Raw genomic sequence first — 14288 nt, 5'->3', positions numbered from 1 at the left:
GACGTTTATCTGTGTCTTTGAACGTGGCGATTCAAGGGCGCGAAAATTACAAGTTTGTAACATGGGCGTGAGCGGATGGCGGCTGCCGGCGTGCATCGACCGATCTGTCAGGGTGTTTCCGTAACAGCCATTTGCAACCGCCTTTGGCATGGACCGCGACGCCGCGCCGCGCTATCCCTGCCGGCATGAAAAAAGGCGATCATCTCTTCCTTGTCGACGGCTCCGGCTACATCTTCCGCGCCTATCACGCGCTACCCCCGCTGACGAGAAAATCCGACGGATTGCCGGTGGGTGCGGTCTCCGGCTTCTGCAACATGCTGTGGAAGCTGATGCTCGATGCCCGCAACACCGATGTCGGCATCGTTCCCACGCATTTCGCCGTCATTTTCGACTATTCGTCCAAAACCTTCCGCAATGAACTCTACCCCGAATACAAGGCCAACCGCTCGGCGCCGCCGGAAGACCTGATCCCGCAATTCGGCTTGATCCGCCAGGCGACCAGGGCGTTCAACCTGCCCTGTGTCGAGATGGAGGGGTTCGAGGCCGATGACCTCATCGCCACCTATGCAAGGCTCGCCCGTGAAGCGGGCGGCGACACCACCATCATCTCCTCCGACAAGGACCTGATGCAGTTGGTTGGCGACACGGTCGGCATGTACGACCCGATGAAGGATCGCCAGATCAGCATTCCCGAAGTCATCGAGAAATGGGGCGTGCCGCCGGAAAAGATGGTCGACCTGCAGGCGCTGACCGGTGACTCCGTCGACAACGTGCCGGGCGTTCCCGGCATCGGCCCGAAGACGGCGGCGCAGTTGCTCGAACAGTTCGGCGACCTCGACACGCTGCTGGCCCGCGCCGGCGAGATCAAGCAGGACAAGCGCCGGGAATCGATCATCGCCAACGCCGACAAGGCGCGCATCTCGCGCCAGTTGGTGACGCTGAAGGACGACGTGCCGGTCACGGAAGGCCTGGATGATTTCGTTCTGCACGCGCCGGACGGACCCAAGCTCATCGGCTTCCTCAAGACCATGGAATTCACCTCGCTGACCCGGCGCGTCGCGGAAGCAACAGCAACCGAGGCGGGCGACGTGCAGGCTGTAGCGGTAACCGTCGAGCGCGCCGATGCCGCGCATGGACCCGATGTCGGTTCAGGCACTGCTGCCGGCCAATCGGTTCCCGGAGCCCAGGCGTCTGAGGATAGCCAGGCGGCGACGGCATCCGGCGCAGCCACGGCAAAGCAGGGCGACACGCCTTCGCTTCTTTCGGCCTTTCGCCTTGAGCGCGCGGCCACCGGCAAGATCGATACGGCAGCCTATCATGGCATCCGCGACATCGCGGCCCTGAGGGCCTGGGTTGCCGAGGCGACCGAAGCCGGCCTCGCCGCCTTCGACGTCAGGGCGACATCATCCGATCCGATGCAGGCCGAACTGATTGGCCTGGCAATAGCCACGGCACCTGGCCGCGCCGCCTACATTCCCTTCGCCCACAAGAGCGGCAATGGCGACTTGCTCGGCGGTGGCGTGCTCGATAACCAGATTCCGCTTCGCGAGGCGCTGGCGGTTCTGAAACCGCTGTTCGAGGACAAGTCGGTTCTCAAGATCGCGCAGAATCTGAAATACGATCTTGTGATCATGAGCCGCTATGGCATCGACGTCGCGCCCTTCGATGACACGATGCTGATCTCCTACGTGCTCGATGCCGGCACCCATCATGGCCACGGCATGGACGCTCTCGCCGAGAAATGGCTTGGACACACACCGCTCCAGCTCAAGGATGTGACCGGCTCCGGCAAAAGCTCCGTCGGCTTCGACCAGGTCGACGTCGACAAGGCGACCGCCCATGCGGCCGAGGACGCCGATGTGACATTGCGGCTCTGGCGGGTGCTGAAGCCGCGGCTTGCCGCCAAGGGCCTGGTCTCCGTCTACGAGCGGCTGGAACGCCCGCTGGTGCCGGTGCTGGCGCGCATGGAACAGCGCGGCATCTCTGTCGACCGGCAGATCCTGTCGCGGCTCTCCGGCGAACTGGCGCAGGGCGCTGCCCGCCTCGAGGAGGAAATCTACCAGCTGATCGGCGAGCGCATCAACATCGGCTCTCCCAAGCAGCTCGGCGACATACTGTTCGGCCGCATGGGCCTGCCCGGCGGCTCCAAGACCAAGACCGGACAGTGGTCGACCTCGGCGCAGCTTCTGGAGGACCTCGCCGCCGAGGGCCACGAACTGCCCAGGAAAATCGTCGACTGGCGCCAGCTGACCAAGCTGAAATCGACCTACACCGACGCCCTGCCCGGTTTCATCCATCCGGACACGAAGCGCGTGCACACTTCCTACGCGCTTGCCGCCACGACGACGGGCCGTTTGTCGTCTTCCGATCCGAACCTGCAGAATATTCCGGTGCGCACGGCTGAAGGCCGCAAGATCAGGACGGCCTTCATCACCGACAAGAGCCACCGGCTGGTCTCGGCCGACTACAGCCAGATCGAATTGCGGGTGCTCGCCCATGTCGCCGAAATCCCGCAACTGCGGCAGGCCTTCGCCGACGGCGCCGACATCCACGCCATCACCGCATCGGAAATGTTCAACGTGCCAGTCGAAGGCATGCCTTCGGAAATCCGCCGCCGCGCCAAGGCGATCAATTTCGGCATCATCTACGGCATCTCGGCCTTCGGCCTCGCCAACCAGCTGTCGATCCCGCGCGAGGAGGCGGGCAATTACATCAAGAAGTATTTCGAGCGCTTTCCGGGCATCCGCGACTATATCGAGGAAACCAAGGCCTATGCGCGCGAGCACGGTTTCGTCGAAACGATCTTCGGCCGCCGCATCCATTATCCGGATATCCGCTCCTCGAACCCGTCGCTGCGCGCGTTCAACGAGCGCGCCTCGATCAACGCGAGGCTGCAAGGCACCGCCGCCGACATCATCCGCCGCGCCATGATCCGCATGGAGGAGGCGCTGGACAAGGCTGGCCTTTCGGCGCGCATGCTGCTGCAGGTCCACGACGAACTGATCTTCGAGACCGTAGAGGCGGAAGTCGAGGCGACCATACCGGTCGTGCGTCATGTCATGGAGAACGCGGCAATGCCGGCGGTGTCTATGTCGGTGCCACTGCATGTCGACGCCCGCGCCGCCAACAACTGGGACGAGGCGCACTGAGGCCTCGCCGCTTCGTCATCCTCGGGCGAAGCAAGGAACGAAGCGACGCAGCGCAGACCCTGGGATTAAGAATAGAAGCCTAGGCCGCCTTGGCGAGACACTTGGCGCAGATCCCACGGAACTCGATCACCGCCTTCTTGGCGGCGAAGCCAGTGGAGCGCACCCATTCGTCGAGCTTGTGGCCGACATCATGGTCGGAGAATTCGCTGACCTTTCCGCACGTGTCGCAGATGGCGAAGGCGGTCATCGAATGGCTGTGGTCGTGCGGCTCGGCGCAGGCGACGAAGGAATTGAGGCTTTCGAGCCTGTGCACGAAGCCGGATTTCACCAGCGTGTCGAGCGCGCGGTAGACCTGCAGCGGCGCGCGGAACCCCTGCTCACGAAGCTGGTCGAGCAAGGTGTAGGCGCTGAGCGGCCCGCTGGCGGCCTCGAGTTTCTCGAGCACGCACACCTGGTTCTTCGTCAGCACGTTCCTTGCCGCCATCATTCTGTTCCCAGCCCGTTGTCAGCCGCCTGCGCGCCCTTTCGGCACGCAAGCAATTCCCTTTCCAATCAGATAGCGACGAACAGGCTTTTTTGCCACTGTTTCTGCCGGGAAGACAATATCGTCGTCCCCGAGCCGGGCCGTTGGCTTCATGGAAGGCCGATATGAACGCAACCCGGTCGGACCCGCTTGCTTCATGGACGGTCAGTCGCGTTCCGCGGAAGCCGCCCACAGATTGATGTCGGACTCGCGCGCATAGGTGTCGATCTCGGCGAGTTCGGCATCGCCGAAGTCGAGCGCCTTCAACGCACCGACGCAATCCTCGACCTGTTCCGGCCGGCTGGCGCCGATCAGCGCCGAAGTCACCCGGCCCTTGCGCAGCACCCAGGCCAGCGCCATCTGCGCCAGCGTCTGCCCACGCTTGCCCGCGATCGCGTTCAGCGCCTTGATGTTGGCGATGGTCTTGTCGTTGATGAAGGCCGTGCTGAGCGATTTGCCCTGGGAAGCACGGCTGCCATCGGGGAGGCCGCCAAGATATTTGTTGGTCAACATGCCCTGAGCCAATGGCGAGAACACGATCGAACCGACGCCGAGCCCTTCCAGCGTGTCGAGCAGGCCGTCGTCCTCGACCCAGCGATTGAGCATGGAATAGCTCGGCTGATGGATAATGCAGGGCGTGCCGAGCCGCTTGAGGATATCGGCGGCCTCGCGCGTGCGCTGCGAATTGTAGGAGGAGATGCCGGCATAGAGAGCCTTGCCGGAACGCACCGCATGGTCGAGCGCGCCCATCGTCTCTTCCAGCGGCGTATCCGGATCGAAGCGATGCGAATAGAAGATGTCGACATAGTCGAGCCCCATGCGCTTCAGGCTCTGGTCGAGGCTGGCCAGCATGTATTTGCGCCCGCCCCATTCGCCGTAGGGACCGGCCCACATCTCGTAGCCGGCCTTCGTCGAGATGATCATCTCGTCGCGATAACCGGCGAAATCGGCGCGCAGGATCTCGCCGAAGGCGATCTCGGCCGAACCGGGCGGCGGGCCGTAATTGTTGGCAAGATCGAAATGGGTTATGCCGAGGTCGAAAGCCTTGCGCGCGATCGCCTGCTTGGTGCTGTGCGGCGTGTCGTCGCCGAAATTGTGCCACAGGCCCAGCGAAATCGCCGGCAGTTTCAGACCGGAGCGGCCACAGCGATTGTAGATCATGTTTTCATAGCGGTTTTCGGCGGGCGTGTAGGGCATCGGAAATCCTCGAATGAATGCGAGCCGGGCTGTTGCCACCGCGCCAAGGCGATGAGTCGGCTCTTCCATTCTCCCTTACCCCCTCCCCGCGAGAACGGGGAGAGGGTTGAGGCACATCGCCTATTTCTTCTTTACCAGCAACTCCTTGGCAGCCTTCACGCCAAGTGCCGCTGGACGCTCGCAGGTCGTCTGCATGGCCACGAACTTGCCGGTCTCGCCCGAGCGCAAAATGCCGGTCATGACATCGACGGCGTGCAGCGCCAGGTCCATCGAGCAGCGGTGCGGCCGCCCCTCGACGATCGCCAGCGCCATGTCGGCGAGACCGGCGGTGCGGTAATTGGCCATCATGCCATGCCCGTGCATCTCGTTGGGCACGCCCAGCGGGTGCTTCCATTTAGGCAGCTTTTTGACCGGCTTGTCCGCTTCGGTGAAACGGACATCGCCACCGAAAAAGTTCGGATCGGGAACGAACACCGTGCCTTCCTCGCCGTAGAGTTCCATCGGCGCGTGGCCATGCGCCCAGACGTCCCAGCTGGCGTTGAGCGTGACGACCGCGCCATTCTCGAACTCCATCACACCGTGGATCGTCGTCGGCGTGTTGACCGGAACTTTCTCACCCGCGCGCGGCTTGGACGAGATGGTGCGCTCCTTGGCCGGGATCGAGGCGAAGGCCGCCACCTGCCTTACCGGCCCGATCAACTGGATCAGGTTGGTGATGTAGTAAGGTCCGACATCGAGCACCGGACCTGCGCCCGGCTGGAAGAAGAAGTCCGGATTGGGGTGCCAGTGCTCCATGCCGTGACTCATCACATGGCAGGTACCGCTGGTGATCTTGCCGAGCCTGCCGGTATCGATCAGGTCGCGCACCAACTGATGGGCGCCGCCGAGGAATGTGTCGGGCGCCGAACCGATGCGCAGACCTTTGGCTTCGGCGCGTTTCTTGAGGTCGAGCCCTTCCTTGACCGACAGCACGAAAGGCTTTTCCGAATAGACATGCTTGCCGGCGTCCAGCACCTGCTTCGACACCTCATAGTGAACAGCGGGAATGGTCAGGTTGACGATGATGTCGATATCGTCTGCCTTGAGCAGATCGTCGACTGTTTCTGCACGCAGCTTGAATTCCTTCGCCCGCGCCTTCGCAGCCTCCATGTTGATGTCCGCGCAGGCGCGCATCTCGATGCCGCGAAACAGCGGCGCCAGCGAAAAATACGCTTTCGAGATGTTGCCGCAGCCGATGACGCCAATGCCAAGTTTCTTTGCCATGCTGGTTGCTCCTAGTAGGCCTTGGCGGCTGCGATCGAACGGCGCGCGAAGCGCTCGATGTCGTTGGGATTGTCCTGTTCCATGACGTAGTATTTGGCGGCGCTCCTTGCGCGCAGCGCCTTGATCAGGGCGGCCCAGTCGATGGTGCCGTGGCCGACATCCGACCAGCCATCCTCGTCAGCCCCCTCGCCCGGCTTGGCGATGTCCTTCACATGCACGGCGCTGATGCGCTTGCCATGCTTCTCGATCCAGGGCAGCGGATCATCACCGCCGCGCACAACCCAGGCGACATCCATCTCCCAGCCAATGTCGGGCGCGGCGGCGAAGATGAGATCCTGCGGCACCGATCCGTCGGCGAGTTTCTTGAACTCGAAATCATGGTTATGCCAGGCAAAGCCATAGCCTGCCTTCTTAGCCGCCTCGCCGACCTTCGCAAGGCGCTCGCCGAAACCGCGCCAGCCGGCGGCATCGGCCGGCCTCTGCTCTGCCACGAGATAGGGGCAGATGACCAGCTTGATGCCGAGTGCATCGGCTGTCTTGCGCACGCCGTCGAAATCGTTCTCCAGCGCGTCGATGGAGAAATGCCCGGTCGGCATCGCCAATCCGTTCCTGTCGAGTTCAGCGCGGAACGCCTTGGGATCGTCATAGACGCCGCCGAACCCTTCGACCTGGGTATAGCCGAGCTTGCCGAGCGTATTAAGCACGCCTTCCCAGGGTTGGAAGTTACGGGCGCTGTAGAGTTGGAATGACCAGTTCATCGTCTCTTTCCGTTTGCTTGGGGGATGGATGTTTTGGGAGTTACATGCGGTTGCCGGATTGGGTGTCGAACAGCGAAGCGCGGGCAGGATCGAAGCCGATCCTGATCGGATCGCCGTTGCGCAGCGTCTTTTCCGCCTCGACGCGGAAAGAAAAATTATGGCCGCCGAGCTTTGTCCACACCAGCGTGTCGGAGCCCATCGGCTCGACGATCTCGACCTCGGCATCGATAGCGAAGGGCATGGTATTCGTGGTCTCGCCAAAGGCCACATGCTCCGGCCTTATGCCGAAAACGCAGGGGCCCGGGCGGCTGCCGCTATCACCTTCGAAGGCATAGCGGTCCAGCGGCACCGCGACATTGCCGGTCTTGAAGACTGGACTGCCGTCCCCGTTCAGTTGACCGTCGAGGAAATTCATCGCGGGCGAGCCGAGGAAGCCGGCAACGAAGCGGTTGACCGGGCGGTTGTAGATCGTCTGAGGCGCATCGAGTTGCTGGATCACCCCGCCCTTCATCACCGCGATGCGATCGGCCAGCGTCATCGCCTCGATCTGGTCGTGGGTGACGTAGATCATGGTGTTCTTCAGCTTGCGGTGCAGCAGCTTGATCTCGACACGCAACTCCGCCCGCAGCTTGGCGTCGAGATTGGAAAGCGGCTCGTCGAACAGGAAGACATCGACGTCGCGCACCAGCGCCCGCCCGATCGCCACGCGCTGGCGCTGGCCGCCGGAAAGTGCGGCCGGCTTGCGTTGCAAGAGCGGTTCGATCTGCAGGATTTCGGCCGCGCGCGCGATGCGCTTGGCGATCTCGTCCCTGGGCGTGCCGGCGACGCGCAGCCCGAAGGACAGGTTCTTCTCCACCGTCATCTGCGGGTAGAGCGCGTAGGACTGGAACACCATGCCGATGCCGCGGTCCTTGGGCTCCTCCCAGGTGACGTTCTTGCCCTTGATGAAGATGCGGCCTTGCGAGACATCAAGCAGGCCGGCAATGCAGTTGAGCAAGGTCGACTTGCCGCAGCCCGAGGGACCGAGCAGCACGATGAACTCGCCGTCCGCGACATCGAGATTGAGGGTCCGCAGCACGGTCACGGCGCCGAAGCTCAGCGACAGGTCCTGGATCGAAACGCTGGTGCCCATCGCGATCAACCTTTCACCGCACCGGCGGCAATGCCCCGCACGAACAATTTTCCGGACACGAAATAGACGACCAGCGGCACCAGGCCGGTGATCAGCGTCGCGGCCATGTTGACGTTGTATTCCTTCACGCCCTGAACCGAATTGACGATGTTGTTGAGCTGCACCGTCATCGGATAGGTGTCGGGCTTGGTGTAGATGACGCCGAACAGGAAGTCGTTCCAGATGCCGGTCACCTGCAGGATGATGGCGACGACGAAGATCGGCAGCGACATCGGCAGCATGATGCGGAGATAGATGCCCCAGAAGCCGGCGCCGTCGACGCGCGCGGCCCGGAACAGTTCCTCCGGCATCGACGAAAAATAGTTCCGGAACAGCAGCGTCAGGATCGGCATCCCGAAGACCGAGTGCACCAGCACCAGGCCCCAGATGGAGCCGTAGAGGCCGATCTCGCGCAGCACGATGACGATCGGATAGATCATCACCTGATAGGGGATGAAGGCGCCGACGATCAGGATGGTGAAGAAGAAATCCGCGCCCTTGAAGCGCCAGTTGGCGAGCGCGTAGCCGTTGACCGAGGCGATGGCGATCGACAGGAACACCGACGGCACGGTGATGCGCACCGAATTCCAGAAGCCCCGCGAAAGCCCGTCGCAGTTGAGACCGGTGCAAGCGGTCGACCACGCCTTGACCCAGGGCTCGAAGGTGATCTCGAGCGGTGGCGAGAAGATGTTGCCGAGCCGGATTTCCGGCATGCCCTTGAGCGAGGTGACGACCATCACATAAAGCGGCAGGAGGTAGTAGGCCGCCACGACGAAAAGCGTGCCGTAGAGGAAAATGTTGCGGCGCGAGAACACGCGGCGCGGCTTCGGACCGTAGGGCCCGGTGACCTCCCGAAGGGCGCTGGCAGTAGTATTTGCAACGCTCATTTGCGCCGCCCGAATTCGAGATAGGCCCACGGCACGATGACGATGACCACCGAGAGCAGCATCATCGTCGAGGCGGCAAAGCCCTGGCCGAGATTCTGGGCGTGGAACATGTATTCGTAGACGTATTTGGCCGGCACTTCCGACGAGATGCCGGGACCGCCGCTGGTCTGGGCAACGACCAGGTCGTAGACCTTGACGATGCTGGCGGCGATGATGACCAGCGTGGTGATCAGCACCGGCCGCATCATCGGGATGATGATGAAGACGTACGTCTTCCAGGTGGGTATCCCGTCCACCCGCGCAGCCTTCCAGATGTCCTCGTCGATGCCGCGCAGCCCGGCCAGCATCAGGCACATGACCAGGCCCGTCCCCTGCCACAGCGCGGCGATCAGGATGCCGAAGATGACGATGCTGGAATCATAGAGCGGGTCGAAGGCGAAATTCTTCCAGCCGAGCTCGCGCACCACATGCTGGACGCCGAAATTCGGGTTGAGGATCCATTGCCAGACCAGTCCGGTGACGATGAAGGACAGGGCGAACGGATAGAGGAAGACGGTCCGGAACGTGTCCTCGAAACGGATTTTCTGATCGAGCAGCGCCGCCAGCAGGAAACCGATGATGAGCGAAAAGACCAGCATGCAGGCGCCGTAGATGGCGAGGTTCTCGACCGCGACCAGCCAGCGCGGCGTTACCCAAAGCCGGCGGTACTGGTCGAGGCCAACGAAATTCAGTCGCGGCAGCAGCCTGGAATCGGTAAAGGAATAGACGATCGTCCAGACCGTGCCGCCGAGGAAGATGACCAGCGCGTTGAGGATCATAGGGATCGACGCGATCTTGGCGTTGAGATTGCGAAACAAACGGCTGGGCCGCCTGACAGTCTGTTCGGTCATGGGATGCGCCTCACCGGATCGGATCGCGTTGCGGCTTCCCTCCGGCCCTCGCGAGAGGACCGGAGTGTCGATAGACGGGTCGTCAATCTGCCTTGGCGACGATGTCGGCGAAGCGCTTCTGCGCATCTTCGGGCGTCATCGTCGGCGTCGCGAAGAACTCGGCGAACAGGTCGTTGACCTGGGTCAGCGAATCCTCGGTCATCAGCTGGTTGGTGTCGGGAATGGTGTTGCCCTTTGCCAGGATGTCCAGGCCCTTCTTCATGCAGTCATTGGCTGCATTGAGATCGACATCGCCGCGCACCGGCAGCGAGCCTTTCTTCAGGTTGAAGGCAACCTGTGTCTTTGGCGACAGCATGGTCGAGGCCAGCACTTCCTGCGCCTTGGACTTTTCCGGATCCTTGAGCACAGGGAAGTAGAAGGAATCGCCGCCGGTCTGGATGACGGCGTTGACGCCGAGACCCGGCAGGCAGTTGTAATCCTTGCCGGCGACCTGGCCGGCGAGCTGGAATTCGCCCTGCGCCCAGTCACCCATGATCTGCCCGCCGGCCTGGCCGGTGATGACCAGATTGGTTGCCTGGTTCCAGTCCTGCACCTTGGACTTGGCCGACATCTTGCGCGCGTCATCGGCGGCCTTGAACACCTTGGCCACGTCCGGCCCGCCGGCGACCTTGGCATCCTTGTCGCCATAGACCTTCTTGTAGATGTCGGGCCCCCCGATCGCCACCATCAGCACCTGGAACGCGCCCGACGTCTGCCAGGCCTGCTGGCCGACGGCGAGCGGCACCTTGCCGGCCTTCTCGAGCGCGGGCGCGGCCGCGACAAACTCGTCCCAGTTCTTCGGCACCGGCACGCCGGCGTCGGCGAAGGCCTTGCTGGAGAGCCACAGCCATTGCCAGGAATGGATGTTGACCGGGATGCAGTACACCTTGCCGTCGACCGTGCATTCGGCCAGCAGGCTGGCCGGACGGATGACGTCCTTCCAGTGTTCCTTGTTGGCGAGATCGGTCAGGTCGCGCATGAGGCCAGCCTTCACCAGTTCCTCGGCCTGGCGGCCATGGTTGAACTGGGTGGCGCCCATCGGATCGCCGCCGGTGATGCGGCTGATCATGATCGGCCGCGCCGTATCGCCCGAGCCCGCGATGGCGCCGTCCACCCAATGATTGCCGGTGGCGTCGAACGCCTTGGCGAATTCCGCGACCGCCGCCGCCTCGCCGCCGGAGGTCCACCAATGGGTGACTTCCAGGTCCGTCGCCGCCGCCGGACCGGCGAACCGCAGCGCGGCCGTCGCTGCCAGCGCGGCAGTCGTGAGTTTGTATCGCATTTCGGTTCCTCCCAGAATCTGAAACGTTACAGATTTTTGATACGGCAATTGTTTTGGGTGTGCAACCCTCGGCCTGAAACCGGCTTGATATTTATTCGAGACGCGAACAAATTCATTCACCATGGATCCGCTCGGCGCGCTGCAATACGACATGATTCACCGCGAAATGATGCTGCAATGCACGAAATCCGGCAACAGGCGCTGACGAGGTGCGATTCCCCGCTGATTCCAAACGGTTTTCCTTTGCGGCTTTCCCGACCGGTTTTGCTTCCCGCCCCGATCCTTTGCTTGACAGCGGTGACAATCTGTAACGTTTCAGTATATTAGCGCCTTGTCAGGCGAGAGTTGTGTCCTGCGGCGATACCGGCGATTGCCGGTCCGCGCGCCGGCTGCTAATGCGCCTGACGAGGCGGGACGGATGGACAGGCACCAGGCGGACAAGGACGACGAAGCAGCGGCCCGGAACCGGCCGACGCTGAAGACGCTCGCCTTCATGACAGGGCTCGCCGTCACCACCGTGTCGCGCGCCTTGAAGGACGCGCCTGAAATCGGCGCCGAGACCAAACGGCGCGTCCAGCTTGTCGCCAGGCAGATCGGCTATAGGCCCAACCGTGCCGGCGTACGCCTGCGCACCGGCAAGACCAACGTCATCAGCCTCGTGCTCAACACCGAGCATGAGATCATGAGCTTTGTCTCGGACATCATCTACGGCGTCTCGGAAGTGATCGCCGACACGCCTTATCACCTGATCGTCACGCCCTATTCGCGCTCGCAGGATCCGCTGGACCCCATACGCTATCTGGTGGAGACCGGATCCGCCGACGGCGTCATCATCTCGCGCACGCAGCCGAACGACCCCAGGGCCCGCTATCTGCTGGAGCGCGGCATTCCCTTTGCCACGCATGGCCGTACCGATATGGGGCTCATCCATCCGTATCATGATTTCGACAATTACGCCTTCGCGACCGAGGCGGTACGCTGCCTGGCCGGCATGGGACGCCGCAGGCTGGCCTTGCTGGCGCCACCGGTCGGGTTGACCTATCACGGTCATACGGTGAACGGCTTCGCCGACGCATTGAGCGAGGCCGGCGCCAGCGAAATCCCGTTCAACACGGTTTCGATCGACCATTCCATCGATCAGATCAGGATGCGGACCGCGCAGGTCATGCGCCGTGAGAACCGGCCCGACGGTTTTATCAGCAGCGGCGCCGCCGCGACGCTCGCCATCGTCGCCGGCATCGAGGATGCAGGCCTCAAGCTTGGTCGGGACGTCGATGTCGTGTCCAAGCAGTCGTCGGACCTGCTGCACCTGTTCCGCAGGGAATTGCTGGTCGTCAACGAAGACTTCCGGCTGGCCGGCGCCGAACTCGCCCGTTCGGTGCTGGGCTGGATCGGCGGCGCGGCGCCCGGCACGCTGCAAAGCCTGAGCGTGCCGAGCGAAGTGCTCGCCGCTCGCCCTTAGCCTGGGTGCGTTGAGATTCAGGTCAGGCCGAGTCGAAAATGGCGTCTGTCGAGAACCGGAGCGCAGCGGACTTTTTGGTCCGTGAGCACCGGAAGCGCAGAAAGACGCCATTTGCAGGCCGGCATCACCCGAATATCAATGTACCTAGGCGGCCCCGCTGCCCCACGGACCATGGAACGCGCCCTGTTCGCCGATGCGCTCGAAGCCATGCGCGCCGAAGAAATCGCGCTGCGCCTGGATCAGGTTCGAGGTGCCGCGACCCTGGCGATAGCTGTCGAAATAGGCGAGCGCCGACGACAGCGCCGGCACCGGCGCACCGGCCTCCGATGCCTTGGCCACCACGCGCCGAAGCGACGGGTGCGCCTCCTGCATCATGGTGATGAAGGCCGGCGCCATCAGGAGATTGGTCGAGGCGCAGCCCTTGCCGAAGGCTTCGGCCATCGTGTCCAGCATCTGCGAGCGGATGATGCAGCCGGCGCGCCAGATCTTGGCGATGGTCGGCATCGGCAGGTTCCAGTTGAACTCCTTCGACGCGCCGCTCATCACAGCGAAACCTTGCGCATAGGCGGCGATCTTGCCGGCGAACAGTGCCAGTTCCAGATCGTGCAGCAACGCATCCTTGTCGCCGGAAATCTTCGTCACGCCGATATTGCCATAGGCTTTGTCGGCCGCCAGCCGCTCGTCCTTGATCGACGACAGCACGCGCGCGGCCACCGCCGCCTCGATCGCCGTCGCCGGAATGCCCAGTTGCTGCGCCTCGATCACCGACCATTTCCCGGTGCCCTTCTGGCCGGCGCGGTCGAGGATGATGTCGACCACCGGCTTGCCGGTCTTGGGATCGTCGGCGGCCAGCACCTTGGCGGTGATCTCGATCAGGTAGGAATTGAGCCGGCCCTTGTTCCAGTTGGAAAACACGGTGCCGATCTCTTTCGGCCCCATGCCGAGCCCGTCGCGCAGGATGCCGTAGATCTCGGCAATCATCTGCATGTCGGCATATTCGATGCCATTGTGGATGGTCTTGACGAAATGCCCGGCCCCGTCGGTGCCGAGCCACGCCGCGCAAGGCTCGTCCTTGAACTTGGCGGAGATGGCGGTCAGCACCTTCTCGACGCGCTTCCATGAGTCTTCCGTGCCGCCGACCATGATCGACGGGCCGTGGCGCGCGCCCTCCTCGCCGCCGGATACGCCCATGCCGATGAAGGTAAGGCCGGAGCCGGAAAGCTCTGAGAAGCGGCGCATCGTGTCGCGGAAATTGGCGTTGCCGGCGTCGATGACGATGTCATTCGCCGACAGGACGCCGCGCAGCGCCGCGATCTGTTCATCGACCGGTTTGCCGGCCAGCACCATGATGATGATCGGGCGCGGCGGCCGGATCGCGGCGGCGAGTTCCTCCAGGCTGTAGCAGGGAACCACCATGTTCTTCAACGCGCCGGCATTCTCGACAAAGGCGTCGGTGCGTGCCCTGGTGCGGTTGAAGACGGCGATGCGGTGTCCGTGCTCGGCGATGTTGAGCGCCAGGTTGGAACCCATCGTGCCAAGGCCGATCAGGCCGATTTCGGCTTTTTCCATCGTTTCTTCCCTGCTTTCGGATCTTGTTGTTGGAGCCCGTTGGGGCGATGCCCAATTTGCCCGCGATGATTGACGGGCCTTCGTGCCTGCGTCAACCG

At 62.9% G+C, this 14288-nt stretch carries 11 protein-coding genes; 2 read left to right on the top strand and 9 right to left on the bottom strand.

Annotation, left to right across the window (positions count from 1 at the left end):
* Positions 1-185 precede the first annotated feature (185 nt).
* A complete protein-coding gene (polA, locus tag ACO07C_RS21970) occupies positions 186-3149 on the top strand; it encodes a DNA polymerase I (protein WP_421916257.1) in 2964 nt (987 codons plus the stop codon).
* A gap of 79 nt (positions 3150-3228) precedes the next feature.
* Here the strand turns inward: polA and ACO07C_RS21965 are convergent, their stop codons facing one another.
* The 8 genes from ACO07C_RS21965 to ACO07C_RS21930 form a co-directional block, all read right to left on the bottom strand.
* The gene (locus ACO07C_RS21965; RefSeq protein WP_421916256.1) at positions 3229-3633 is read right to left on the bottom strand and encodes a Fur family transcriptional regulator; all 405 of its coding nucleotides are present in this window, start codon (positions 3631-3633) and stop codon (positions 3229-3231) included.
* Between the two features lie 204 nt (positions 3634-3837).
* Positions 3838-4869: an L-glyceraldehyde 3-phosphate reductase gene (gene mgrA, locus ACO07C_RS21960; RefSeq protein WP_421916255.1), complete on the bottom strand. Its 1032-nt coding sequence runs from the start codon at positions 4867-4869 to the stop codon at positions 3838-3840.
* 120 nt (positions 4870-4989) lie between these two features.
* The gene (locus ACO07C_RS21955; protein ID WP_421916253.1) at positions 4990-6132 is read right to left on the bottom strand and encodes a Gfo/Idh/MocA family protein; all 1143 of its coding nucleotides are present in this window, start codon (positions 6130-6132) and stop codon (positions 4990-4992) included.
* Between the two features lie 11 nt (positions 6133-6143).
* Positions 6144-6890: a sugar phosphate isomerase/epimerase family protein gene (locus ACO07C_RS21950; RefSeq protein ID WP_421916252.1), complete on the bottom strand. Its 747-nt coding sequence runs from the start codon at positions 6888-6890 to the stop codon at positions 6144-6146.
* A gap of 40 nt (positions 6891-6930) precedes the next feature.
* Complete coding sequence (locus ACO07C_RS21945) at positions 6931-8022, bottom strand: ABC transporter ATP-binding protein (RefSeq protein ID WP_421916251.1); 1092 nt, start codon at positions 8020-8022, stop codon at positions 6931-6933.
* A gap of 5 nt (positions 8023-8027) precedes the next feature.
* The gene (locus ACO07C_RS21940) at positions 8028-8948 is read right to left on the bottom strand and encodes a carbohydrate ABC transporter permease (protein ID WP_421916250.1); all 921 of its coding nucleotides are present in this window, start codon (positions 8946-8948) and stop codon (positions 8028-8030) included.
* The gene (locus tag ACO07C_RS21935; protein WP_421916249.1) at positions 8945-9838 is read right to left on the bottom strand and encodes a carbohydrate ABC transporter permease; all 894 of its coding nucleotides are present in this window, start codon (positions 9836-9838) and stop codon (positions 8945-8947) included. The genes ACO07C_RS21940 and ACO07C_RS21935 overlap by 4 nt, the downstream gene beginning before the upstream one ends.
* 82 nt (positions 9839-9920) lie before the next feature.
* Complete coding sequence (locus tag ACO07C_RS21930; protein ID WP_421916248.1) at positions 9921-11159, bottom strand: ABC transporter substrate-binding protein; 1239 nt, start codon at positions 11157-11159, stop codon at positions 9921-9923.
* A 418-nt stretch (positions 11160-11577) separates the two neighbouring features.
* Here ACO07C_RS21930 and ACO07C_RS21925 point away from each other — a divergent pair, with 418 nt between their 5' ends.
* On the top strand, positions 11578-12621 hold the full coding sequence (locus ACO07C_RS21925; RefSeq protein ID WP_421916247.1) for a LacI family transcriptional regulator: 1044 nt from the start codon (positions 11578-11580) through the stop codon (positions 12619-12621).
* A gap of 144 nt (positions 12622-12765) precedes the next feature.
* Here the strand turns inward: ACO07C_RS21925 and gndA are convergent, their stop codons facing one another.
* On the bottom strand, positions 12766-14190 hold the full coding sequence (gndA, locus tag ACO07C_RS21920) for an NADP-dependent phosphogluconate dehydrogenase (protein WP_421916246.1): 1425 nt from the start codon (positions 14188-14190) through the stop codon (positions 12766-12768).
* Between the last annotated feature and the right edge of the window lie 98 nt (positions 14191-14288).

This window comes from Mesorhizobium sp. (assembly GCF_965229135.1).
GTDB lineage: Bacteria > Pseudomonadota > Alphaproteobacteria > Rhizobiales > Rhizobiaceae > Mesorhizobium.
The sequence above is the reverse complement of the archived record's forward strand: the minus strand, read 5'-3'. Positions and strand labels throughout refer to the sequence as shown.